This is a genomic window from uncultured Zoogloea sp. (assembly GCF_937894855.1).
Classification (GTDB): Bacteria; Pseudomonadota; Gammaproteobacteria; order Burkholderiales; family Rhodocyclaceae; genus Zoogloea; species Zoogloea oryzae.
This window is the reverse complement of sequence record NZ_CALAYQ010000139.1, coordinates 12,588-32,613: the sequence shown is the minus strand read 5'-3', so window position 1 is coordinate 32,613 and position 20,026 is coordinate 12,588. Positions and strand designations below refer to the sequence as shown.

Sequence of the window (20,026 nt, the reverse complement as noted above, 5' to 3'; positions counted from 1 at the left end):
CTCGAACGGTGAATGATCCACCTATCGAGGTGTCCGTGGAAATTAGACCACTACAAATGGCGTGCGGTGTTTTTTTGTCCTCCCGCCCAGCCCGGCGCTTCGCCGCCAAGGCCGAAAGCCCTTCCCGCAACGCCCGCCCCCTTGCCCCCACGGTCATCTGCTTTGCGCCCCCGCTGAAAAGCCTTGCGGCCGCCGCTCAACGCTGCGCGAGCAAAGCTCCGGACTTCGGACCGCGAGGCTTCTTGCTTCGCGGGCAAGGCAGATAACCTTGCGCCCCGAGCGGAAAGCCCGCCCTCCGGACCAAAAAGCCTCGAACGCAAGGTGAATGGCAACGGAGGGCAAGGCCCGGAGCCTCGCGGGGGGAGGACGGGGCTTTGCGGGGGAAGCAGCCCGCGCGGGTTGATCGGGCAGGGGTTGTCGGACTGAAGTCCGACCTACAGGTTCGTGCCTTACGGCACCGCCAACCACCAATCCGACCCTGTACGTCAGACTTCAGGCCGACAGCACCGGTTGAACTGGCCACCGCTTGCCGAGCTGAAATCCGACCTACAGGTTCGTGCCTTACGGCCAACCACCAATCCCATCCTGTAGGTCGGACTTCAGTCCGACATCACGGCAATCCGAACGACGGGTGCGTGCCCTACGGCACCACCACCGCCAGCCGACGCTCCAGCGTGATGCCTTCGGGCGAGACGGTCGCGCCCAGGGCGATGACCTCGACGCCGGCGGCCAGCGCGTCGCGCAGGGCCTGGCCGTAGGCGGGGTCGATGGGGTCGGCGGGGCGGACTTCGGTGACGTCGCCGCGCTGCACACAGAAGACCAGCACCGCCCGGCTGCCGGCGGCGACCATTGCGGACATCTCGCGCAGGTGTTTGGCGCCGCGGGTGGTGACGGCATCCGGGAAGTAGCCCACGCCGCCCTCGACGGCGGCGGTGACGTTCTTGACCTCCACGTAACAGTCGGGCCGGCCGGGGGCCTGGAGCAGCAGGTCGATGCGGCTGCCTTCGCCGTATTTCTGCTCGGGGCGGATGGTGGGATAGCCGGTGAGTTCGGGCACCGTGCCGGCCTCGATGGCTTCGCGCACCAGGCCGTTGCTGCGCCCGGTGTGCACGCCGACGATCACGCCGGGGGCCGTCTCGACCAGCTCCCACGTCCAGCGCAGCTTGCGCGCCGGGTTGTCGGCCGGCGACAGCCACACCCGCATCCCGGCGTCCTTGCAGCCCTGCATGGAGCCGGTGTTGGGGCAGTGGGCGGTGACGAGACCGTCGGCCGTCTCCACGTCGGCGAGGAAACGCTGGTAACGCCGGACGAGGCGGCCTTCGAGCAGAGGGGTGGGGAAAAGCATGGGTAGTGGGTAATAGGTAATGGGGAGTGGGGGTCAGGATCGACGCTTTTGCGCTGGCGACCGGCAGCGCACAGGGTATCAGCCCGGCCCTAATTCCCACTTCCCACTTCCCACTCCCCACTACCCACTCCCCACTACCCCCCTCCCAACATCCACAGCAACCCGCTCACCGTGAAGAACGACGCCGTGGTGGCGGCCACCAGGGCGGCGGCGCTGACGCCTTCCTGGCCGAACTTCTGGCTGAGCAGCGGGTAGATCGACAGCATCGGCATGCCGGCGTTGAGGATGGCGGCGGTGGCGAGCTGGGGTTTGTTGCCGGGCGAGAGGGTGAGCAGCGCGAACAGGCACAGGGGGTGGATCAGCAGCTTGCCGGCGACGATCAGCGAGATGTCGCCGAGCATGCCGCGCACGTTGAGCCCGGCCAGGGTGCCGCCGATGCAGAACAGCGCCACCGGGGCGGATGCGGTGGAGAGCATGTCCACCGCCTTGGCCACCGGCAGCGGCAGGGGCACGCCGACCAGCGTCCACAGCACGCCGGCGCCCATCGCCAGGATGAAGGGGTTGCGGGTGAGGCGGCGCAGGATCTCCTTGAGCACCGCCGTCCAGCGCTGCTTGCCGCTGCCGGCCACCTCGGCCAGGGTGAGGAGCAGCGGCATCATCACCAGCCCCTCGACCAGCGCATACACCGCCAGCGCGCTGCCCGCCAGCGGGCCCATCACCTGCTGGGCGATGGGGTAGCCGATGAAGGCGCTGTTGGACATGGACGCCCCCAGGGCCTGCACCGCGCCGGTCTGCAGGCTGCGCCCGCGCAGGAGGCAGGCCGCGCCCAGGGCGATGCCCGCCGCCAACAGCGAGCCGAGGGTGTAGATGAGGAGCAGGTGGCCATCGACCAGATCGCCCAGCGCCCGGGCCGACATGGCCTTGAAGAGCAGTGCCGGCAGGGCCACGTTGATGACGAAGACGCCCAGCGGGCGCATCTCGGCGCGGGTGAGGAGGCCGAAGCGCACGGCCGCGAAGCCCACGCCGATGATGAGGAAGATCGGGCCGGTGATGCCCAGGATGGTCAGCAAGGTGGTCTCGACGGAGGGGGCGCAGGGCGGGATTGTAGGTGTTCGCCCCCGGGGGATAAATCGGGCTGCCGAACATCACTGTTCAGCGGCGCCCAACAGTGCCGCTCCGAGGGCGGTTCAGGGCAGCGCGGCGCACATCTCGGCCAGCCAGTCGACGAACACCCGCAGCCGCGGCGAGAGGTGGCGGTTTTGCGGGTATACCGCCGACAGGGGCAGCGGCGGCGGCTGATAGGCCTGCAGCACCTCGACCATCGCGCCGGCGGCGAGCTGCCGCACCACGTGGTAGCGCGGCACCTGGATGAGCCCGAAGCCGGCCTCGCAGGCGGCCACGTAGGCGTCGCCGTTATTGACGGCCAGCCGCGAGCGCAGGCTGCGGCTCTCGAGCCGGCCGTCGATCAGGAACTCGAAGGGCACCGACTTGCCGGTGGAGGCCGAAAGGTAATCCACCGCCTCGAAGCGCTCGAGATCGGCCGGGCGGGCCGGCTGGCCGTGGCGGGCGATGTAGGCGGCGCTGGCGCAGCACACCTGGGGCAGCGCGGTGAGGCGCCGGGCCACCAGCGACGAGTCGCGCAGCTCGCCGATGCGCAGCACGCAATCGACGCCTTCGCCGATCAGGTCGATCTGGCGGTCGGTGAGGGAGAGCTCCACCGACACCTCGGGGTAGCGGGCGCAGAAATCGGGCAGCGCGGGGATCAGCACCAGCCGCCCGAAAGAGGTGGAGGCATCCACCCGGAGCCGCCCCTGGGGGTGATGGGCGGCCTGGGAGAAGGCGGCCTCCACGTCCTCCACGTCGGCCAGGATGGCGAGGCAGCGGGCGTAGTAGGCGTCGCCATCCAGCGTGGTGCGCACCTGGCGGGTGGTGCGCTGGAGCAGGCGCACACCCAGGTGGGCCTCGAGCTGCTTGATGATCTGGGTGGCAGAGGCGCGGGGCAGGTCGAGCTTTTCGGCGGCGCGGCTGAAGCTGCCCAGCTCGACGATGCGGGTGAACAGCTGCATGGCCTGGAAGCGGTCCATCGGGGCTCCGATTGTTTGCGAAACAAAAACAGTGTTGCTGTTTACGGCGCATTTATCAATGCCGGAGCACCACCCATAATCCAGCCGACATCCTGCAAGACAAGGCCATACACCATGGAATACGTGCGTTTCGGCTCGACCGGCCTGAAGGTCTCCCGCCTGTGCCTGGGCTGCATGACCTACGGCACGCCCGACTGGCGCCCGTGGGTGCTCGACGAGGCCGCCAGCCGGCCCTTCATCCGTCAGGCGCTCGACCTGGGCATCAACTTCTTCGACACCGCCGACATGTATTCGCGGGGCGAGAGCGAGGCGATCCTCGGCCGGGCGATCCGCGAATACACCCGCCGCGACGACGTGGTGCTGGCCACCAAGGTGTTCTACCCGATGAGCGACAAGCCCAACGACCGCGGCCTGTCGCGCAAGCACATCCTGGCGAGCATCGACGCTTCGCTGCGGCGCCTGGGCACGGATTACCTGGATCTCTACATCATCCACCGCTTCGACCCCCACACGCCCATCGAGGAGACGCTGGAGGCGCTGGACACCGTGGTGCGCTCGGGCCGCGCCCGCTACATCGGCGCCTCGTCAATGTTTGCGTGGCAGTTCATGCAGCTGCTGGCCCACCAGCGGGCCCACGGCCTGGCGCGCTTCGTGTCGATGCAGAACCACTACAACCTGGCCTACCGCGAGGAAGAGCGCGAGATGCTGCCCCTGTGCCGCGACCAGGGCATCGCCGTCACCCCGTGGTCGCCCCTGGCCCGCGGGCTCCTGGCCGGCAGCCGCGGCAGCGGCACCAGGCGCGACGAGACCGACAACCTGGCCCACGGCTGGTACAACCAGCAGGCGATGGAAGACGCCATCGTGGGCGCCGTGCAGCAGGTGGCCGAGGCCCGCGGCGTACCGGCCGCGCAGGTGGCGATCGCCTGGGCCGCCAGCCGGCCGGGCATCACCGCCCCGCTGATCGGCGCTTCCAAGGCCCATCACCTGCCGGACGCCGTCGCCGGCATCCAGCTCGAGCTCAGCGCGGATGAAGTCGCGCTGCTCGAGGCGCCCTACCGCCCCCGCCCCGTCGCAGGCCACGAATGAACACCGCTGCCACCTCTGCCGCGCCGGCCGGGCTCCTCCGCGACCTGTCGATCCCGGCGGTGGCCGCCGGCTTTCTGGCGGTGCTGATCTCGTATTCGGGCCCGCTGATCATCTTCTTCCAGGCGGCCCAGTCCGCCGGCGTGGCGCCGGAGATGATCTCGTCGTGGGTGTGGGGCATCTCCATCGGAGCGGCGATCTCGGGCATCTTTCTGTCGTGGGTGCTGAAGGTGCCGGTGGTCACGGCGTGGTCGGCGCCGGGCACTGCGCTGCTGGTCACCCTGTTTCCGGGGCTGTCGCTGAACGAGGCGGTGGGGGCTTACCTCGTCACCGCCGCGGTGTTGTTCGTGATCGGCATCACCGGCACCTTCGACCGCCTGCTGCGCCACGTGCCCAAGGGCGTGGCGGCGGGGATGATGGCCGGCATCCTGTTCCAGTTTGGCGCCAACGCCTTCAAGGCGGCGGGCTCGATGCCGCTGCTCACCTTCGGGATGGTGGCGGCCTATCTGCTGCTCAAGCGCTTCGTGCCGCGCTACTGCATGGTGCTGGTGCTGCTGGTGGGCATCGGGCTGGCGGTGGGCATCGGCGGGGCGGATCTGTCTGGCGTGAAGCTGTCGCTCGCCACGCCCCAGTTCATCGCGCCGGAATTCACCTGGAGCGCCACCCTCAGCTTTGCGCTGCCGCTGATCCTGGTGAGCCTCACCGGCCAGTTCCTGCCGGGAATGGCGATCCTGCATGGCTCGGGCTATCCGACGCCGGCCCGGCCGATCCTCGCCGCCACCAGCATCGCCTCGGTGATCGTGGCCTTCTTCGGCGGCATCACCATCGTGATCGCGGCGATCACCGCCGCCCTGTGCACCGGCAAGGACGCCCACGAAGACCCCTCGAAGCGCTACGTGGCGGGCATCGCCAACGGGGCGTTCTACCTGATCGGCGGCTTCTGCGGCGCCACCATCGTGTCGCTATTCACCCTGCTGCCGAAGGAGTTCGTGGCGGTGCTGGCGGGCCTCGCGCTGATCGGCGCGATCACCGCGAACCTGATGGGCACCATCACCCAGGAAGACCACCGGGAAGCCTCGGTCATCACCTTTCTCGCCACCGCCTCGGGCATGAGTTTCCTGGGGCTCGGCTCGGCCTTCTGGGGCGTGGTGATCGGCATCGCGGCGTATTTCGTGCTGCATCGGGTGAAGCCGGCGGCCGCCACAAAATAGTTCATCCAATATGCGTCGCCGGCATTCACTTTTGAGTGGCCAGCGCCGTAGATGGAGGGACCGGCTTCCCAGGGGAGGGAAGTCACCCTTCAAGGAATCAGGATGGACGAAGCAAGCCGCATCCGCCGGGCGCAGACCCGGGTGGAAGATGCCCGCGAGGCGGTGCGCGCGTTTCACGCGGGCGTGGTCCAGGACGACATGGCGCTGGTGGTGTTCTTCTGCGCCAGCAGCTACGACCTGGACGCGATTGCCGACGAGATGCGCCGCTGCTTTGCCGGGGTGCAGGTGGTCGGGTGCACGTCGGCGGGCGAGATCGGCCCCGGCGGCTATCTCGAGCACAGCCTCGCCGGGGTGAGCTTCGGGGCCCGCGATTTCACCGCCGCATCAGGCTGCATCACCGGGCTGCAGGATTTCGACGCCGCCGCCGGCCAGGCGCTCGCCCGTCATCTGCAGGGCCAGCTCGACGCGGCCACCGGCAGCAAGTCGGCGGCAAACCGCTTCGCGCTGCTGTTGATCGACGGGCTGTCGGTCCGCGAGGAGGCGGTCACCCGCGCCATCCAGAGCGCCCTGGGCGTGACGCCGCTGGTGGGCGGCTCGGCGGCCGACGGCTCGGAGCTCGGCCGGACGCTGGTCTATGCCGACGGACAGTTCCACAACGACGCCGCGGTGCTCACCCTGGTGGCCACGTCGCTGCCCTTCCGGCTGTTCGACACCCATCACTTCGAACCCACCGACGAGCGCCTGGTGGTGACCTCAGCCGATCCGGCCCGGCGCGTCGTGCGCGAGATCAACGGGCTCCCGGCGGCCCAGGAATTTGCCCGCATCCTCGGCGTTGCGCAGGCCGCGCTCACCCCCGAACACTTCGCCGGCTCGCCGGTGATGGTCATCATTGGCGGCGCCAGCTACATCCGCTCCATCCGGAAGGCCAACCCCGACGGCAGCCTGACCTTCTTCTGCGCCATCGAGAATGGCCTGATCCTGCGGGTCGGGCGCAGCCTCGACCTCCACGCCAACCTGCAGGGCGCCCTGGCGCGGGTGCGTGGCGAGATCGGCCCGCCGCAGCTCGTGCTCGGCTGCGACTGCGTGCTGCGCCGGGTGGAGATCCTGCAAAGCGCCGACCGGGACGCGATCACCGCGGCGCTGCAGGGCAGCAACATCATCGGCTTCAACACCTACGGCGAGCAGTTCCGCGGCGTGCATCTCAACCAGACCCTGGCGGCGATCGCCATCGGCGCCGCGGGCCCGGAGGTGAAACGTGGCTGACCGCGACCAGACCGCCGAAATCGCCGCCCTGAAGGCCGAGAACATCCGCCTCCAGAAGATCATCGACGCGCTGATGGAGAACGCCGAACGCAGCAGCGGCCTCCAACATTCCGACTTCAGCCTGTTCCAGACCGCGATCCTGCTCGAAGACCAGGTCAACCTGCGCACCGCCGAACTGCAGGCCGCCCTGCGCGACAACGAGCGCATGACCCACGCCCTGCGGGCCTCGGAAGAACGCTTCCGCAGCCTCGCCAACCAGTCGATGATCGGCATCGTCACCGTCGAGGACGGCCGCATCACCTACACCAACGAGCGCTTCGATGCGGTGTTCGGCTACGCCGCCGGCGAGCTGGTCGGTCGCTCGCCCGCAGCGCTCGTCATCGCCGAGGACCGGGCCCAGGTGGCCGAAGCCATGGCGCGCCAGCTGAACAGCGACAGCGCCGGCGTTGGCCAGCTTGCCCGCGGCCTGCGCAAGGACGGCAGCGTGATCTACATCGAGGTGCTCGGCAGCGTGATGACCACCGGCTCGCACCGCTCGCTGATCGGCCTCGTCCAGGACGTGAGCGACCGGGTGCGCGACAGCCGGCGGATCAAGCAGCTGATGCGCGAGCAGCAGGCCATCCTGAACAGCAACATCGTCGGCTTCGTGAAGCTCAAGGCGCGCCGCTTCGTGTGGGCCAACGAAGCCTTCCGGCGGATGCTCGGCTACACCGAGGCCGAACTCCTCGGCCGCTCGACCCGCCTCATCTACCCCGACCAGAAAGCCTACGAAAACCTCGCCCAGGAAGCCTACGGCACCATGCGGGCCGGCCAGACCTTCCGCACCGAGGTGCAGCTGATGCGCAAGGACGGCAGCGTCGGCTGGTACCGGCTGGACGGCGAACTGCTCTACCCGGGCAGCGACGAATCCATCTGGGCCTTCTTCGACGTGACCGAGCGCAAGGCCATGCTCGACGAGCTGGAAGGCCACCGCCATCACCTGGAGGCGCTGGTGTTCAACCGCACCACCGAGCTGGCCGCCGCCCGCGACGCCGCCGAGGCCGCCAGCCGCGCCAAGAGCATGTTCCTGGCCAACATGAGCCACGAACTGCGCACGCCCCTCAACGGCATCATGGGCATGACCAACCTCGCCCTGCGCCGCACCACAGACCCGACCCTCGCCAACCAGCTCGGCAAGAACCTCCAGTCGGCCCGGCAGCTGCTGGGGATCATCGACGACGTGCTGGACATCGCCCGCATCGAGGCCGACACCCTCACCCTCGAAGAAGCGCCGTTCTCCCTGCGCGGCGTGCTCGGCGAAACCCTCGGCGGCTTCGAGGCCGAAGCCCGCCGCAAGGGGCTGGCGCTGGAACACCAGCTGCCGCCGGGCCTGCCCGACGCGCTGCTGGGCGACGCCCGGCGCCTCGGCCAGATCCTGCGCAACCTGGTGGATAACGCGATCAAGTTCTCCGAGCGCGGCACCGTCAGCGTGCAGGCCGGGCTCGCCGAGGAAGACGGCTTCAGCCTGCTGCTGCGCATCGAGGTGAGCGACCAGGGCATCGGCGTGGAGCCCGAGCAGCAGGCCCGCCTGTTCCAGCCTTTCGTGCAGGCCGACGGCTCGATCACCCGCAAGTTCGGCGGCACCGGGCTCGGGCTCATCATGGTCAAGCGCCTCGCCCGGCTGATGGGCGGCGACGCCGGCATGCACAGCGAACCCGGCAACGGCAGCACCTTCTGGCTGACCGCCAGGCTCAAGCGCACCGACCGCACCGACGAGCCACTCGCCCCGGCCGACATCCCGGACGACGATGACGACCCGCTGGCCCTACTTCAGCAGCACTTCGGTGGCCTGCACGTGCTGGTGGTCGATCAGGACCCGGTCAACCGGGATTTCGCGTGCTTCGCCCTAGAGGATGCAGGCATGAGCCACGACCTGGCCGGCAGCGCCGACGAGGCCCTGACGCTGGCCCGCGCCCGGCCCTGCGGGCTGGTGCTGCTGGCGCTGGATCTCGGCACCGAGGACGGCGTGGGCATCGCCCAGGCTCTGCGCCGCCTGCCGGGCATGGCCGACGTGCCGATCCTCGCCATGAGCAGCGGCCCGGCCGCCAACGAGCAGCTCCGCTGCCACGATGCCGGCCTCTCCGGCCCGGTGGCGAAGCCGGTCACCCCCGACGCCCTCGGCCGGCACATCCTGCGCTGCCTGCGCCGGCGCTAACCGCCCAAATGAAAAGGGCCACCGGTAAGGTGGCCCACTGGGCAGCGCGATGCCGGGGTGATGCGCGCGGCCCTGCGAAAGCCGCGCCCCGGCTGTCGGATGGCGCCATCCTAGCCGTGAGAACGCCGCTCGTCCTCGGCGATGTGACGCTTGGCGTAGTTATACAGATAGCCCGCCATCACGACGACAAAACCGATCGTGAACATACTCAGCAGGCCGATATCGGTACTGAACAATTCTTTCCAGGCCATGGTGCTCTCCCTTTCAATCGTTGAAGTGTGGATTCGCAAAAGCTGTCCGAATCACCGTCTCTGTGGGGGAGTGCACTGCCCCTGTGGTCACTGACTGCCAGGCGCCTCTCCGTGCTGCGCAGCCCGATGCGCAGAAGAGGATGCCCGGGACCGGGGCTTATTGTTCGGGGGGCCGGGCAGCCCCCCGTTTGAATCAACTGCTTAACGAGGCAACAGGAAGGCCGTCTTCTCGCGGACCGACACCGTCGGATCGTCCATCGCCTTCACTTCAATATAGACCGTGTTGGAACCCGGCTTGCCCGACTCGGGCGGAACCGCCACCTCGACGGTAACCGACTTGAGCCCGGCCGCATCGACCTCGAAGGGCTTGTCGGGGCTGATCCGGACGCCGTCCAGGCCGCTCACCGACAGGGCGAAGCTGCGGGACTTCTCGGTCATGTTCATCACGTGCAGGTTGTAGACGTTGGCGATCATGCCGTCGTCCACCTCGCGGCTGAGGGTCGAGCGGTCCTTGATCACATCGACCCGCAGCGTGGAGCGCGTGGCGAGGCCGTAGGCGAAGGCAACGCAGATCGCCACCAGCACCCCGGCGTAGATCATGATCCGCGGGCGCATCACGTGGCCGAGGATCTCCTTGCTGCCCCAGTGGCGCTTCATGGCGTTTTCGGTGGTGTAGCGGATCAGCCCCTTCGGGTAATCCATCTTTTCCATCACCTGGTCGCAGGCATCGATACAGGCGGCGCAGCCGATGCACTCGTACTGCATGCCGTTGCGGATGTCGATGCCGGTCGGGCACACCTGCACGCAGATCCCGCAATCGACGCAGTCGCCCTTGTTCAGGGTCTTGGGGTCGGCGCCCTTCTTGCGCGCACCGCGGGGTTCGCCGCGTTCCGGGTCGTAGGTGATGACCAGGGTGTCAGGGTCGAACATCACGCCCTGGAAGCGGGCATACGGGCACATGTATTTGCACACCTGCTCGCGCATCACGCCGGCGAACAGGTAGGTGAAGCCACCGTAGAAGAAGATCCAGAAGAGCTCCCACGGGCCGAAGCTGAAGGTCATCGCCTCATTGACGAGTTCCTTGATCGGGGTGAAGTAGCCCACCAGGGTGAAGCCCGTCCAGAGGGACAGCGCGCCCCAGGCGCCAAACTTGGCGGCCTTGATGCCCAGCTTGCGGGCGCTCATGGGCGCCTGGTCGAGCTTCATGCGCTGGCTGCGGTTGCCTTCGATCTTCTCCTCGATCCACATGAAGATCTCGGTGTAGACCGTTTGCGGACAGGCGTAGCCGCACCACAGCCGCCCCGCCACCGCGGTGAAGAAGAACAACGAATACGCGCTGATGATGAGCAGGATCGCCAGGAAGAACACGTCCTGGGGCCAGAACACCCAGCCGAAGATGTAGAACTTGCGCTCGACCACGTCGAGCAGCACGGCCTGCCGGCCGTTCCACGGCAGCCAGCACAGGCCGTAGAAGATCAGCTGGGTGGCCCACACGAGAATCCACCGCCAGGTTGCAAAGCGGCCGGTCACCGCCCGGGGATAGACCTTCTGCCTTACCGCATACAGGGTGTCCTCCGCCTCGCTAGCGGCCTTGGCCGACGCGTCGGACTTCTTTTGAGCTAGGTTTTCTGGCTGATTCATGATGGCAATGCAAAAGTGTTTGAATGTCTGACTCGAAAACGCCCTGAACCCGCCCCGGGAATCACGCACCGGGCTTTGTTCAACTTCACGACTCCAGTCGCCATACGCAACGGCACAACATCGGGTTCGCCACGGTCCGGACGGGCTGGCATCAGGGTTTGATGCACAAGCGGCGATCCCGTTCGTGGCGGATGATCAACAACCCTGAATCAACATTCGTGCCAGGCAACGGCAGAGCCGGATTTCTTTCTGGATCAGTCACTTGCTCGTGGCAGTCACGACCAGGCTCCGCCAGGCAGGGGATTATGGCAGCCTGTTGGCAGAGATGTGGCACAGCTTGGCAGTAGCGGACCGGTGACCTGTGTCGGTGCCGGCGGCGCACAAGTCTGCCAGGCCGGACACGACGACCGCCAGCCGCCCGATGGTTTTGTCGAAGTAGGCATTACGAAGCACCGCATTCGTCGCGTCAACCGCCTTTTCGAGCAGGGCCGTCGCACTGGCTTCGCGCAGCACTCAAACCCGGACGCCGGGGGAGAAGCCACCCACGGGCGGGGCGCTGCGTCGGCGCAAACAAGAATGGGCCGGACCTTTCGATCCAGCCCATTGATTTGCGGCCCGCGAGGGCGCCGGATCAGCCGAAGCTGTCGCCCATCAGGGTGTTGAACCAGGTGGTCATCTGGCGGAAGTTGTCGTTGCTGATGGTTGCCGATTCGATGGCCGAGGCACCGACCGTGTTGCCGCCGTTGGCAGCGACCACCATCTTGCGGCTTGCGCTGTCGTACTGGTAGACCGCCGTCAGCCACGACGCGGTGTTGCCGGTGATCGGCGAGTAGCAGGCCGAGTTGGCCACCGGTGCCGGGTCCGGCTGCTGGCCGCCGAGCAGGCGGACGATGGCGTCGGCGCAGATCTTGGCTTCCTGGTTGGCGACGTGCCCCGCCTTGGGCATGCCGCAGCTGGCTGCGTCACCGATGATGTGGATGCCGGCGACCGCGGTCGATTCGTAGCTCAGCACATCCACCACGCACCAGCGTCCGTCGGCGCTGTTGTTGAGGCCAGCAACCGCGAGCCAGCCGCCGGGCGCGGAGCCCGTGGCGCGATGGGGCGGGATCGGCGCGACGACCTGCGCGTTGATCGTCTGCGGCGCGCCGACCACATCCAGATAGCGGACCTGCCGGGTGGCGGGGTCGATGCGGATGTCCGTCGCACCCGGCACGTAGGTGATCACGCCGGCGTGGGTCGAGGTGAAGGCGTGGTTGAAGGTCTCCTTCTCGGCCTGGATCGTGGTGTTCTCGTCCAGCACGATCACGCGGGATGCACTGCCGCGGTAGGTCTTCAGGTAGTCGGCGATCAGACACGCCCGCTCGTAGGGCCCCGGGGGACAGCGGTAGGGCGCCTTGGGGATCGTCATCACGAAGGTGCCGTTGCTCATGCCGGCCAGCTGGGTGGCGAGCAGGGTGGTCTGCGGGCCGGCCTGCCAGGCGTGGGGCGTGGTGGTGGCGTAGTCGTTCTGGGTGAGGCCGTAGGCGTCCATGAACTCGACGCCGGGGGCGAGCACCAGACGGTCGTAAGGCAGGCTGGTGCCATCCGAAAGCGTCACCGCTTTTGCTGCGGCGTTGATGGCGCTGACCCGGGCCTGCTTGACGGTCACGCCGTACTTGGCCGCGAGGCTGGCGTAGGTGTAGCCCAGGGTCGAGATGTTGCGGGAGCCGCTCAGCACCAGGTTGCTCATGATGTTGGAGGTGTAGCGCGGGTTGGGCTCGACCAGCGTGACCTGCACGCCGCTGCCGCCCCACAGGCGCAGGTACTTGGCGACGGTGGCGCCGGCCATGCCACCGCCGACCACCACCACGCGGGCCACAAGGCCGGTGTTGGCGAGGGTGAAGCTGGTGTTGGCGCTGTCTTCGAAGTGGTTGTCGCTGCTGTCTTCATCGGCGTCGGCAAAGGCGAGGCGGCCGATGCCGCCCAGCAGGCTCGTACCCAGTGCGGCACTGGCCAGCATCACCAGGCGGCGGCGGGAAGGGATGAAATCGTTGGGCATGTCGGTCTCCTGTCCTTACTGCTTGAGGTAGGCGATGATCAGATCGAGCTGGGCGCTGGTGTAGCCCTGGGCGTGGGCGGCCATGATCCCGCCGCGGGCGGGCTTGCCGAGGAATTCCTTCACCTCGCCGGCATCACCACCCCTGATCTTGTCGAAGCCGCCGACGCCCCCCGTGCCGTGGCACTGGAAGCAGTTCGACGCGAGCAGCCGGCCCTTGGTGTTGGCGGGCTGGGTGAGGGCGGTCGTGCTGCCGCTGGTACGCGTGACGGTATTGACCGCTTCCGACTGACCCGCCTTGTTGGATTTGTCGGTGAGCTTGCGGTAGGCGGCCACCTGCTTGAGCGAATCCAGCCGGCTGGCGGCCTGGGCGAGGTTGTAGTCCTGCCCGTTCTCCATCTCGTTGCGCACCTGATCCATCGCCTGCAGCGTCGCCTTGGCGCTGGTGTGGCCGCCGGGGCTGCGCAGCGCCACATCCACCGCGCTCTCGATGGCGTCGGCCAGCTCCCGGCCGGCTGCGCTCTGGCTGGCGCTCACCTTGGCGACGAGCTCGCCGACCGTGGTGGGGGCGTTCTGGGCAGCGACGACCTGGGCCAGGGCGCGGTAGATGCGCTCCTGGGCGTCGTGGGCCGATTCGCTCCCCTGCACATCCGCCGAGGCGACGAGCTGGACGGCCCGTTGCAGCGCCACCTGGCGGGTGTAGATCACCGGCTGGCTGGCGATGGCGGCGACCGGATCGCTGGCGAGATCCGCGACGCTCAGCCCGAGCACCTCGGCGACCCTGGCCCGCGCCGCATCGGCCGTCATGCCCTGCGCGACGAGCGCATCGACGAGGCTGGTGAGCGGCGAGATCAGCTGGCCGGTCGTCGCGCTGTCGGCGCGGGCCGCGAGCTTGCCGGTGAAGGCGTAGCCGGTGTCCGTGTCGATGCCGCCCGTGGCGATGACCCGCAGACCGCTGATCGACGCGCCGACGCCGGAGGTATCGAGCACGTAGCGGCCGGCATCGTCGGTCAGGGCGCTGGGCTCGCCGGTGTCGATGCTGCCGTTGCCGTTCACGTCCAGGAAGACGGTGGCCCCCTTGAGGTAACCGTCGACCGCCGTGCCGGACAGGCTGGTCGACGCCGGGTTGGCGGACGTGGTGCTGCTGCCACCGCCACCGCCTCCACCGCAGGCGGCGAGGGCAAGGGCAAGGCTGCAACTCAGGATTCGCGACCGTGTGGGCCGGCGGGCAGGGAGAGCTGGGTTCATGGTGACTCCTTTCTTCCTCGTGAAATGGACGTGACCAGTCGCCTGACTCCGCGTGGGGTGTCCGGTCCAGTCATGCCCGGATGGGCTGTGGAAATGTCAGGGGGCGCCGCTGCGCCGCGCACCGGGCGCAGCGGCGTGGGGGATGAGGCGCTAGTCCTCGAAGTGGATCTTCCGGGCGATCACCGCGCCGCTTGGCGCGTCGAAGTAGCCCTTGAGTTCGATCTTTCGACCATTGGCAAGATTGGCTGCGGTGCCGCTTTCGTAGATCACGCCGGCGCGACTGGCGTCGATCAGCTGGCCTCGCAACCGGAAGCGCAAGCTTGGCGGATCAAAGTCGGTGATGAGCGCGGTGATCTCGAAGGCCTCGTCGCTCGTCGCGTCTTCGTCGCTCACCTCGACCTCCTTGGCGACGAGCACCCCGCCGCTGGCCCGGCCTTCCGCCTCCACCCGCCGACCAACAGCCAGGGTGCCGCTGATCGCGGCGCTGGCGGCATCCACGGTCACGCCATCCACCACGAAGCGCGTCGCAGAGAGCATCGTCCCGATGTCACCCTCGATCTTGGCCTCGCCGTCGGCAAGCGACGCCCGCGGCGCACTGCCCAAGGATTCAACCCGCCAGACTCCGCCGGACAACCCGCCGCTGGCCGAAGCCCGCACGATCACGCCGTTGGCCAGGCTCGGCCGCGCAGCCAGCGGAACGCTCGCGTAGTCGATGGTCACGCCGGCCAGAGTGAAGCGCTGGTTGGCGCTGTCGAGCAACTCGACCGGCCCGCGCAGGGTGTAGCGGGTCGCGCTGGTCTTGCGCTCGATGCGCGTCGCGGTATAGCTGCCGCTGGCCGCGTTGTAGAAGCCATACACCTCGACCAGATCACCCGGGCGCAGGGCCGCGAGCCCACCCAGGCCATCGGCGAACACCGTGGTGGCCTTGACGCTGACCGTTGCACCCAGCACCACCAGCCGCGCGTTGGTCACGTCGATGCTGGTGACGGGCCCGAGCACGTCGCTGCCAAAGCGGATGCCGGTCGCAACGCCGGTCAGCGCGGTGAAATCGGCCGTGCCGGAGATCGCGGTGACCATGCCCAGCTTGAGGTCGTCCCGGCTGCGCACGGCGCCGTCTTCATCGGTGACGGTCGCCCTCGTGTCGTCGAAGCGCACGCCCGCGACGATGATCGAACCGAAGCCCGAGATCGGGCCGACGCTGACCGTGCTTGAGATCGTACCGGTCCCGCCCGTTCCCACGCCGGCGATGTCGCCTCCACCCCCGCCGCCGCATGCGGAAAGGAGCACTGACAGGGCGGCAGCAAGCGGCAAGCCCACGGCCAGTCGATGCAACAGTGTTCTCATTTCTCCGACTCCTCCTGTTTCTGGGGCGGCCGCATGTCTGCGGCGTAGCTGTAGAGCCCGATCCGGACCCTTCTGTCCTGGGCGCGACCCGCTTCGGCATCTTCCTCGATCAAACCTTCGAGCAAGGGCACCGCTTCGCGCATGAGTTGTTTCCATTGGGCAAGCACGAACTGGCGCACCGCCTGCTCGGACTGGACCGAGAGCTCGTCGGCAAAAACGGCCTGTTCGAAATGGGGTGGCTCGCCTTCCGCCAGCACGTTGGCGACGGACGCGGAGAGATGGTCGCCAACGTTATCGCCAAGGAAGCCCAGCATCGGTGCCTGCTCGCCGCTCGGTACGAAGGCATTGCGCACGAGGCGGACGGTGTCTGCCTCTGCATCGAACTCGGCAACCCCCAGGCGGCACATCTCTTCAAGAAAGCTGCGCGGATGGACATCCCGCGTGACCGCCTGCGCAAGCGCCTCGAAGCTGAGCGCACCGGGCGTCGAGCTCACGCGCGGAAGAATGCGCGGCGAGCCGGACTCGTCGCAGAACGAGGGGTCCGTCATCCAGCGGGCAAACACTTCGCTGGCCAGGGACGGACGCACCTGACGGGCGGCGGTCTCGCGCCGGGTGAGCCGCGTCACCTCACGCCGGTTCAGCCCCGTGGCCACACTGATGCGACTCACCGCTCGTGCAGGTGAGAGGCCGGGCTGGGCACGCAATGCTTCATCCACAAACGCCTCCTTCAACATCTCTTCCAATGCGCCACACGGCAGGCCGCGCGCCAACGCGAGCTGCGCGATCGGCGCCAGCAAGGCTCGCAGTGCATCAGCGAGGGCTGGATCCATCGGCAATTCACCCGCCGAGGAAGTCTGCGGTGGCGTGCTCATCGTTGAACTTTGAACAACATGACTGAATCCCATTCTAAATGTGCAAGATGCACATTTCAAGATTTAGTATCCACTAATACTCAAGATCGTTAATACGACGCATTCTCATGATAAATCGGGCCCCTGCGCGAAGGCACACGTAGACGATGGAACGCCTCTGCGACGTGTTTGCGTGCGGGGGGGATCTGTTCGGCTCGGCGAAAACAGCGGCACGGGAAGCAGCACTCAGAAACGTGCCGGGGAGGAAGCGCTGCCGGAGGGTGGAGCCAGCGTGGGCACAAAACAAAAATGGGCTAGATCGACTGATCTAACCCATTGATTTGTTGGCGCGCCCGAGACGATTCGAACGTCCGACCCCTGCCTTCGGAGGGCAGTACTCTATCCAGCTGAGCTACGGGCGCGCGGTAAATGGCGGCAACTCGACGTTGCGCGGCGCGCAGGATAACGCGAATCCGCCCCCGAGTCCATGCTTAGCCTGACAGAAGGGGAATACCCTCGCTATAATCAACGCTTTAAATCATTGAGCCCGTTCTCGAGGAATTCAGCATGTCGGATTTTCGTCGTTCTGCCCCCGTCCATTCCTACGCGCGGATCGCGCTTTCCATCGGTGTTGCCGCTCTGGCTACCCAGCTCGTGGGCTGTGGCAAGAAAGCGGCTGTCGACGATGAACTCGCCGCCAAGCTGACCCAGCCGGTCGCTCAAGTCGAACTCCAGGCCGCGCCCGCCGCTGCCCCGGGTAGCCGCAAGGGCGAGGACATCTACGCCTCCGTGTGCGGCGCGTGTCACGAATCCGGCGCTGCCGGTGCCCCGAAGGCTGGCGACAAGGCCGCCTGGGCGCCGCGTCTGGGCATGGGCTTCGATGGCCTGGTCAAATCTGCCGCTGCCGGCAAGGGCGCCATGCCGCCCAAGGGTGGCGCTGCCGATCTGACCGACAACGAACTCAAGCGCGCAGTGGCCTTCCTGGCCAACAAGGCGGGTGCCGGTTTCAAGGCGCCGGACTGATCTGGTCCACGGCGCACCCGGCATCGCGCCGGATGCGCCGCCGAAATGAAAAAAGCGCAGACCGAAATCTGCGCTTTTTTGTTGGGTCCCCCGCGAATGCCGTCAGGCTTGCATCCTGAACCGGAGTTCAGGGGGGTCGCTTTCCTTCCGCCTCAGGCACACTCGACTAGGAGCGCGCACACCGGCGGTTTCTTTGGGCCGCGACCCATGTCACGTAGACATTGGTTCAAGGAGTTTAAAGCCTTAACCAACACCGCAGGGGATTAATCAAATCTTTTGAAACCGTGCCCTGAAAGGGCGTTCAGAAGAGCTTTTCCTGCTCTGCCAGAACCCCGTCGAGGCGACTGTTCATGCGTTCGATTCTACGCTTGAGCGTCGGGATGTCAAACCCGCCGGCACGCTGAAACTGAAGAAATTCGTGCGTGATGTTGAGGGCCGTCATGACGGCCAGCCGCTCGCCGGCCGAGTTGGTCTTGACGGCGAGATCACGCATCTTTTCGTCGAGATAGGCCACCGCGGCAAGCAGGCCGTCCTTCTCTTCGGGCTTGCAGCCGACCCGGTATTCGCGGCCGAGCAGCTTGATGTCGAGTTGTTCCATTCAGGCCTCCAGCCGGACCGGCCAACAGGCGGACCGGCAACGGGTGCGGGGTTTGAGCTCAGGCTTCGGGGATTCGGGCGAGCAGCGCTTCGAGGCGGCTGCCGACGAGGCCGAGCTTGTCGTTGAGTTCGCGGTTGGCGGTCTCGAGGGCGTCGACGCGTTCCTGGAGGCTGCGGGCGTCAGCCAGGGCGGCGGCGTGCTGGCTGCGCAGACGCGCCTGCTCTTCGGCATGGCGGGTGAGCAGCTGTTCGAGTTTTTGTTCGAGCGAGGCGAGTTCTGCATCCATCCGGCGAATGTTAGAGAGGGGCGGGGGAGCGGTCAAGCAAGCCAGACGCGGGCTTGCGGCGAAGGGCGTCGGCGGCGCTGCCCGAGCCGAAACAGTCGGCCAGCCGGGCCAGGTCCATGCTCTGCTCGATGCTGTCAGCGAGGCGGTCGAGATCGGCCTGGCGGCGGGCGGCAAGATCGACCCGCACGGCATCCGTCACACCGGCCCAGGCGAGCAGGGCGGCCAGGGCGTCCGGGTGATCGAAGAGACCGTGGAGGTAGCTGCCGATGATCTGCCCGTCGTCGGAGCGCACGCCATCGGCACGACCATCGGCCAGCAGGACGGACGGCGTGGCCAGCGCCGGACCGTGGGTGACGCCCATGTGGATCTCGTAGCCGGCCACTGGCGGATTGCCGGGCAGGGCGAGGGTGCCGGTGACGTTGCCGAGCTGCTTTTCGGCTTCGAGGGTGGTTTCCACGTCCAGCAGGCCGAGGCCGGCGACGCTACCCGGCGCGCCTTCGAGGCCGAGCGGATCGTGCAGCTGGCGGCCGAGCATCTGGTAGCCGCCGCAGATCGCCACCAGCTTGCCGCCGTAGCGCAGGTGGCGGCGGATCGCGGGCTCCCAGCCCTGAGCGCGCAGCCAGGCCAGATCGGCCTGGACGGCCTTGGAGCCGGGCAGCACGATCAGATCGGCCGGCGGGATGGCCTGTCCGGGCCCGACCCAGCTGAAATCCACCTGCGGATGCAGGCGCAGGGCGTCGAGGTCGGTGTGGTTGGAGATGCGCGGATAGACCGGCGCCACCACCCGCAGCCGGGCCTCGCCCTTTTCGGCGCGGGCGTCGGCCAGCGCGTCTTCGGCATCCAGGAAGAGCCCGTGCAGGTAGGGCAACACGCCCAGGACCGGGCGGCCGGTGCGCGCCTCCAGCCAGTCGAGGCCGGATTGCAGCAGGCCGATGTCACCGCGGAAGCGGTTGATCACAAAGCCCTTGACCCGCGCCTGCTCGGTGGGCGAGAGCAGCTCCAGCGTGCCCACCAGATGGGCGAAGACGCCGCCGCGATCGATGTCGGCGACGAGGATCACCGGGCAATCCACCACCTCGGCGAAGCCCATGTTGGCGATGTCCCGGTCGCGCAGGTTGATCTCGGCGGGGCTGCCGGCGCCTTCGACGAGCACGGTGTCGTACTGGGCGCACAGGCGGTCGTGGCTCTCGAGCACGGCAGCCATCGCCCGGGGCTTGTAGTCGTGGTAATCCCGCGCCGACAGGTTGGCCACGGCGCGGCCGTGGATGATGACCTGGGCGCCGATGTCGGTGGAGGGCTTGAGCAGCACCGGGTTCATGTCGGTGTGGGGCTCGAGGCCGGCGGCGATCGCCTGCAGCGCCTGGGCCCGGCCGATCTCGCCGCCATCGACGGTGACCGCCGAGTTGAGCGCCATGTTCTGGGGCTTGAAGGGCACCACCGACACGCCCCGGCGCGCCAGCAGGCGGGCCAGCCCGGCGACGAGGGTGCTTTTGCCGGCATCGGACGTGGTGCCTTGAACCATCAGGGTGCGGGCTTGACGCATGTTTTACAATGGGATGGCACAAAAGC

18 protein-coding genes, 1 tRNA gene and 1 other RNA gene are annotated in these 20,026 nt (G+C 67.6%); 5 read left to right on the top strand and 15 right to left on the bottom strand.

Going from position 1 to position 20,026, the window contains the following annotated elements; genetic code table 11:
• Nucleotides 1-640: 640 nt before the first annotated feature.
• The 3 genes from sfsA to Q0672_RS15820 form a co-directional block, all read right to left on the bottom strand.
• Complete coding sequence (sfsA, locus tag Q0672_RS15830; RefSeq protein WP_298623722.1) at nt 641-1,345, bottom strand: DNA/RNA nuclease SfsA; 705 nt, start codon at nt 1,343-1,345, stop codon at nt 641-643.
• Nucleotides 1,346-1,479: 134 nt separating this feature from the next.
• Nucleotides 1,480-2,415, bottom strand: coding sequence for an AEC family transporter (locus Q0672_RS15825; protein ID WP_298623719.1), 936 nt, complete (start codon nt 2,413-2,415; stop codon nt 1,480-1,482).
• Nucleotides 2,416-2,532: 117 nt separating this feature from the next.
• Complete coding sequence (locus Q0672_RS15820) at nt 2,533-3,429, bottom strand: LysR family transcriptional regulator (protein WP_298623717.1); 897 nt, start codon at nt 3,427-3,429, stop codon at nt 2,533-2,535.
• 114 nt (nt 3,430-3,543) lie between these two features.
• On the opposite strand from Q0672_RS15820, the gene Q0672_RS15815 reads away from it, so the two are divergent.
• From Q0672_RS15815 to Q0672_RS15800, 4 genes are all read left to right on the top strand, one after another.
• A complete protein-coding gene (locus tag Q0672_RS15815; protein ID WP_298623715.1) occupies nt 3,544-4,515 on the top strand; it encodes an aldo/keto reductase in 972 nt (323 codons plus the stop codon).
• Nucleotides 4,512-5,723, top strand: coding sequence for a benzoate/H(+) symporter BenE family transporter (locus tag Q0672_RS15810; RefSeq protein ID WP_298623713.1), 1,212 nt, complete (start codon nt 4,512-4,514; stop codon nt 5,721-5,723). Before Q0672_RS15815 ends, Q0672_RS15810 begins: the two co-directional genes overlap by 4 nt.
• A 102-nt stretch (nt 5,724-5,825) precedes the next feature.
• Nucleotides 5,826-6,986: an FIST N-terminal domain-containing protein gene (locus tag Q0672_RS15805; RefSeq protein WP_298623711.1), complete on the top strand. Its 1,161-nt coding sequence runs from the start codon at nt 5,826-5,828 to the stop codon at nt 6,984-6,986.
• On the top strand, nt 6,979-9,180 hold the full coding sequence (locus tag Q0672_RS15800; protein ID WP_298623709.1) for a PAS domain S-box protein: 2,202 nt from the start codon (nt 6,979-6,981) through the stop codon (nt 9,178-9,180). Before Q0672_RS15805 ends, Q0672_RS15800 begins: the two co-directional genes overlap by 8 nt.
• 110 nt (nt 9,181-9,290) lie before the next feature.
• Here Q0672_RS15800 and Q0672_RS15795 read toward each other — a convergent pair whose 3' ends face one another.
• The 8 genes from Q0672_RS15795 to Q0672_RS15760 form a co-directional block, all read right to left on the bottom strand.
• A complete protein-coding gene (locus Q0672_RS15795; protein ID WP_298623707.1) occupies nt 9,291-9,431 on the bottom strand; it encodes a DUF3149 domain-containing protein in 141 nt (46 codons plus the stop codon).
• 201 nt (nt 9,432-9,632) lie between these two features.
• The gene (ccoG, locus tag Q0672_RS15790) at nt 9,633-11,072 is read right to left on the bottom strand and encodes a cytochrome c oxidase accessory protein CcoG (protein WP_298623705.1); all 1,440 of its coding nucleotides are present in this window, start codon (nt 11,070-11,072) and stop codon (nt 9,633-9,635) included.
• 303 nt (nt 11,073-11,375) lie between these two features.
• Nucleotides 11,376-11,585: a hypothetical protein gene (locus tag Q0672_RS15785; protein ID WP_298623703.1), complete on the bottom strand. Its 210-nt coding sequence runs from the start codon at nt 11,583-11,585 to the stop codon at nt 11,376-11,378.
• 118 nt (nt 11,586-11,703) lie between these two features.
• The gene (locus Q0672_RS15780) at nt 11,704-13,110 is read right to left on the bottom strand and encodes an FAD/NAD(P)-binding oxidoreductase (protein ID WP_298623701.1); all 1,407 of its coding nucleotides are present in this window, start codon (nt 13,108-13,110) and stop codon (nt 11,704-11,706) included.
• Between the two features lie 15 nt (nt 13,111-13,125).
• A complete protein-coding gene (locus Q0672_RS15775; RefSeq protein ID WP_298623698.1) occupies nt 13,126-14,355 on the bottom strand; it encodes a cytochrome c in 1,230 nt (409 codons plus the stop codon).
• Between the two features lie 150 nt (nt 14,356-14,505).
• Nucleotides 14,506-15,699, bottom strand: coding sequence for a DUF5666 domain-containing protein (locus Q0672_RS15770; protein WP_298623696.1), 1,194 nt, complete (start codon nt 15,697-15,699; stop codon nt 14,506-14,508).
• Nucleotides 15,696-16,529, bottom strand: a complete 834-nt coding sequence (locus Q0672_RS15765; RefSeq protein WP_298623693.1) for a DUF6502 family protein — start codon at nt 16,527-16,529, stop codon at nt 15,696-15,698. The genes Q0672_RS15770 and Q0672_RS15765 overlap by 4 nt, the downstream gene beginning before the upstream one ends.
• 366 nt (nt 16,530-16,895) lie before the next feature.
• Nucleotides 16,896-16,972 (bottom strand) — tRNA-Arg (locus Q0672_RS15760).
• Nucleotides 16,973-17,117: 145 nt separating this feature from the next.
• Between Q0672_RS15760 and Q0672_RS15755 the strand changes: the two genes are divergently transcribed.
• On the top strand, nt 17,118-17,573 hold the full coding sequence (locus Q0672_RS15755) for a c-type cytochrome (protein WP_153163591.1): 456 nt from the start codon (nt 17,118-17,120) through the stop codon (nt 17,571-17,573).
• A gap of 83 nt (nt 17,574-17,656) precedes the next feature.
• Here Q0672_RS15755 and ssrS read toward each other — a convergent pair.
• The 4 genes from ssrS to Q0672_RS15735 all read right to left on the bottom strand — a co-directional run bounded on the left by ssrS (nt 17,657) and on the right by Q0672_RS15735 (nt 20,000).
• Nucleotides 17,657-17,838: non-coding RNA, 6S RNA (gene ssrS / locus Q0672_RS15750), on the bottom strand.
• A gap of 36 nt (nt 17,839-17,874) precedes the next feature.
• Nucleotides 17,875-18,171 (bottom strand): cell division protein ZapA, encoded by a 297-nt coding sequence (locus Q0672_RS15745; protein WP_153163592.1) that lies wholly within the window; start codon nt 18,169-18,171, stop codon nt 17,875-17,877.
• Nucleotides 18,172-18,229: 58 nt separating this feature from the next.
• Nucleotides 18,230-18,457, bottom strand: a complete 228-nt coding sequence (locus Q0672_RS15740; RefSeq protein ID WP_153163593.1) for a hypothetical protein — start codon at nt 18,455-18,457, stop codon at nt 18,230-18,232.
• Nucleotides 18,458-18,467: 10 nt separating this feature from the next.
• Nucleotides 18,468-20,000, bottom strand: coding sequence for a cobyric acid synthase (locus tag Q0672_RS15735; protein WP_298623688.1), 1,533 nt, complete (start codon nt 19,998-20,000; stop codon nt 18,468-18,470).
• Nucleotides 20,001-20,026 lie beyond the last annotated feature (26 nt).

What these genes read in the sequence shown, in the direction of transcription:
- Q0672_RS15740 (WP_153163593.1), bottom strand. Translation starts at nt 18,457, where the DNA reads ATGGATGCAGAACTCGCCTCGCTCGAACAAAAACTCGAACAGCTGCTC.
- Q0672_RS15805 (WP_298623711.1), top strand. Translation starts at nt 5,826, where the DNA reads ATGGACGAAGCAAGCCGCATCCGCCGGGCGCAGACCCGGGTGGAAGAT.
- Q0672_RS15775 (WP_298623698.1), bottom strand. Translation starts at nt 14,355, where the DNA reads ATGAACCCAGCTCTCCCTGCCCGCCGGCCCACACGGTCGCGAATCCTG.
- Q0672_RS15780 (WP_298623701.1), bottom strand. Translation starts at nt 13,110, where the DNA reads ATGCCCAACGATTTCATCCCTTCCCGCCGCCGCCTGGTGATGCTGGCC.
- sfsA (WP_298623722.1), bottom strand. Translation starts at nt 1,345, where the DNA reads ATGCTTTTCCCCACCCCTCTGCTCGAAGGCCGCCTCGTCCGGCGTTAC.
- Q0672_RS15765 (WP_298623693.1), bottom strand. Translation starts at nt 16,529, where the DNA reads ATGGATCCAGCCCTCGCTGATGCACTGCGAGCCTTGCTGGCGCCGATC.
- Q0672_RS15755 (WP_153163591.1), top strand. Translation starts at nt 17,118, where the DNA reads ATGTCGGATTTTCGTCGTTCTGCCCCCGTCCATTCCTACGCGCGGATC.
- Q0672_RS15770 (WP_298623696.1), bottom strand. Translation starts at nt 15,699, where the DNA reads ATGAGAACACTGTTGCATCGACTGGCCGTGGGCTTGCCGCTTGCTGCC.
- ccoG (WP_298623705.1), bottom strand. Translation starts at nt 11,072, where the DNA reads ATGAATCAGCCAGAAAACCTAGCTCAAAAGAAGTCCGACGCGTCGGCC.
- Q0672_RS15820 (WP_298623717.1), bottom strand. Translation starts at nt 3,429, where the DNA reads ATGGACCGCTTCCAGGCCATGCAGCTGTTCACCCGCATCGTCGAGCTG.
- Q0672_RS15810 (WP_298623713.1), top strand. Translation starts at nt 4,512, where the DNA reads ATGAACACCGCTGCCACCTCTGCCGCGCCGGCCGGGCTCCTCCGCGAC.
- Q0672_RS15815 (WP_298623715.1), top strand. Translation starts at nt 3,544, where the DNA reads ATGGAATACGTGCGTTTCGGCTCGACCGGCCTGAAGGTCTCCCGCCTG.
- Q0672_RS15795 (WP_298623707.1), bottom strand. Translation starts at nt 9,431, where the DNA reads ATGGCCTGGAAAGAATTGTTCAGTACCGATATCGGCCTGCTGAGTATG.
- Q0672_RS15745 (WP_153163592.1), bottom strand. Translation starts at nt 18,171, where the DNA reads ATGGAACAACTCGACATCAAGCTGCTCGGCCGCGAATACCGGGTCGGC.
- Q0672_RS15735 (WP_298623688.1), bottom strand. Translation starts at nt 20,000, where the DNA reads ATGCGTCAAGCCCGCACCCTGATGGTTCAAGGCACCACGTCCGATGCC.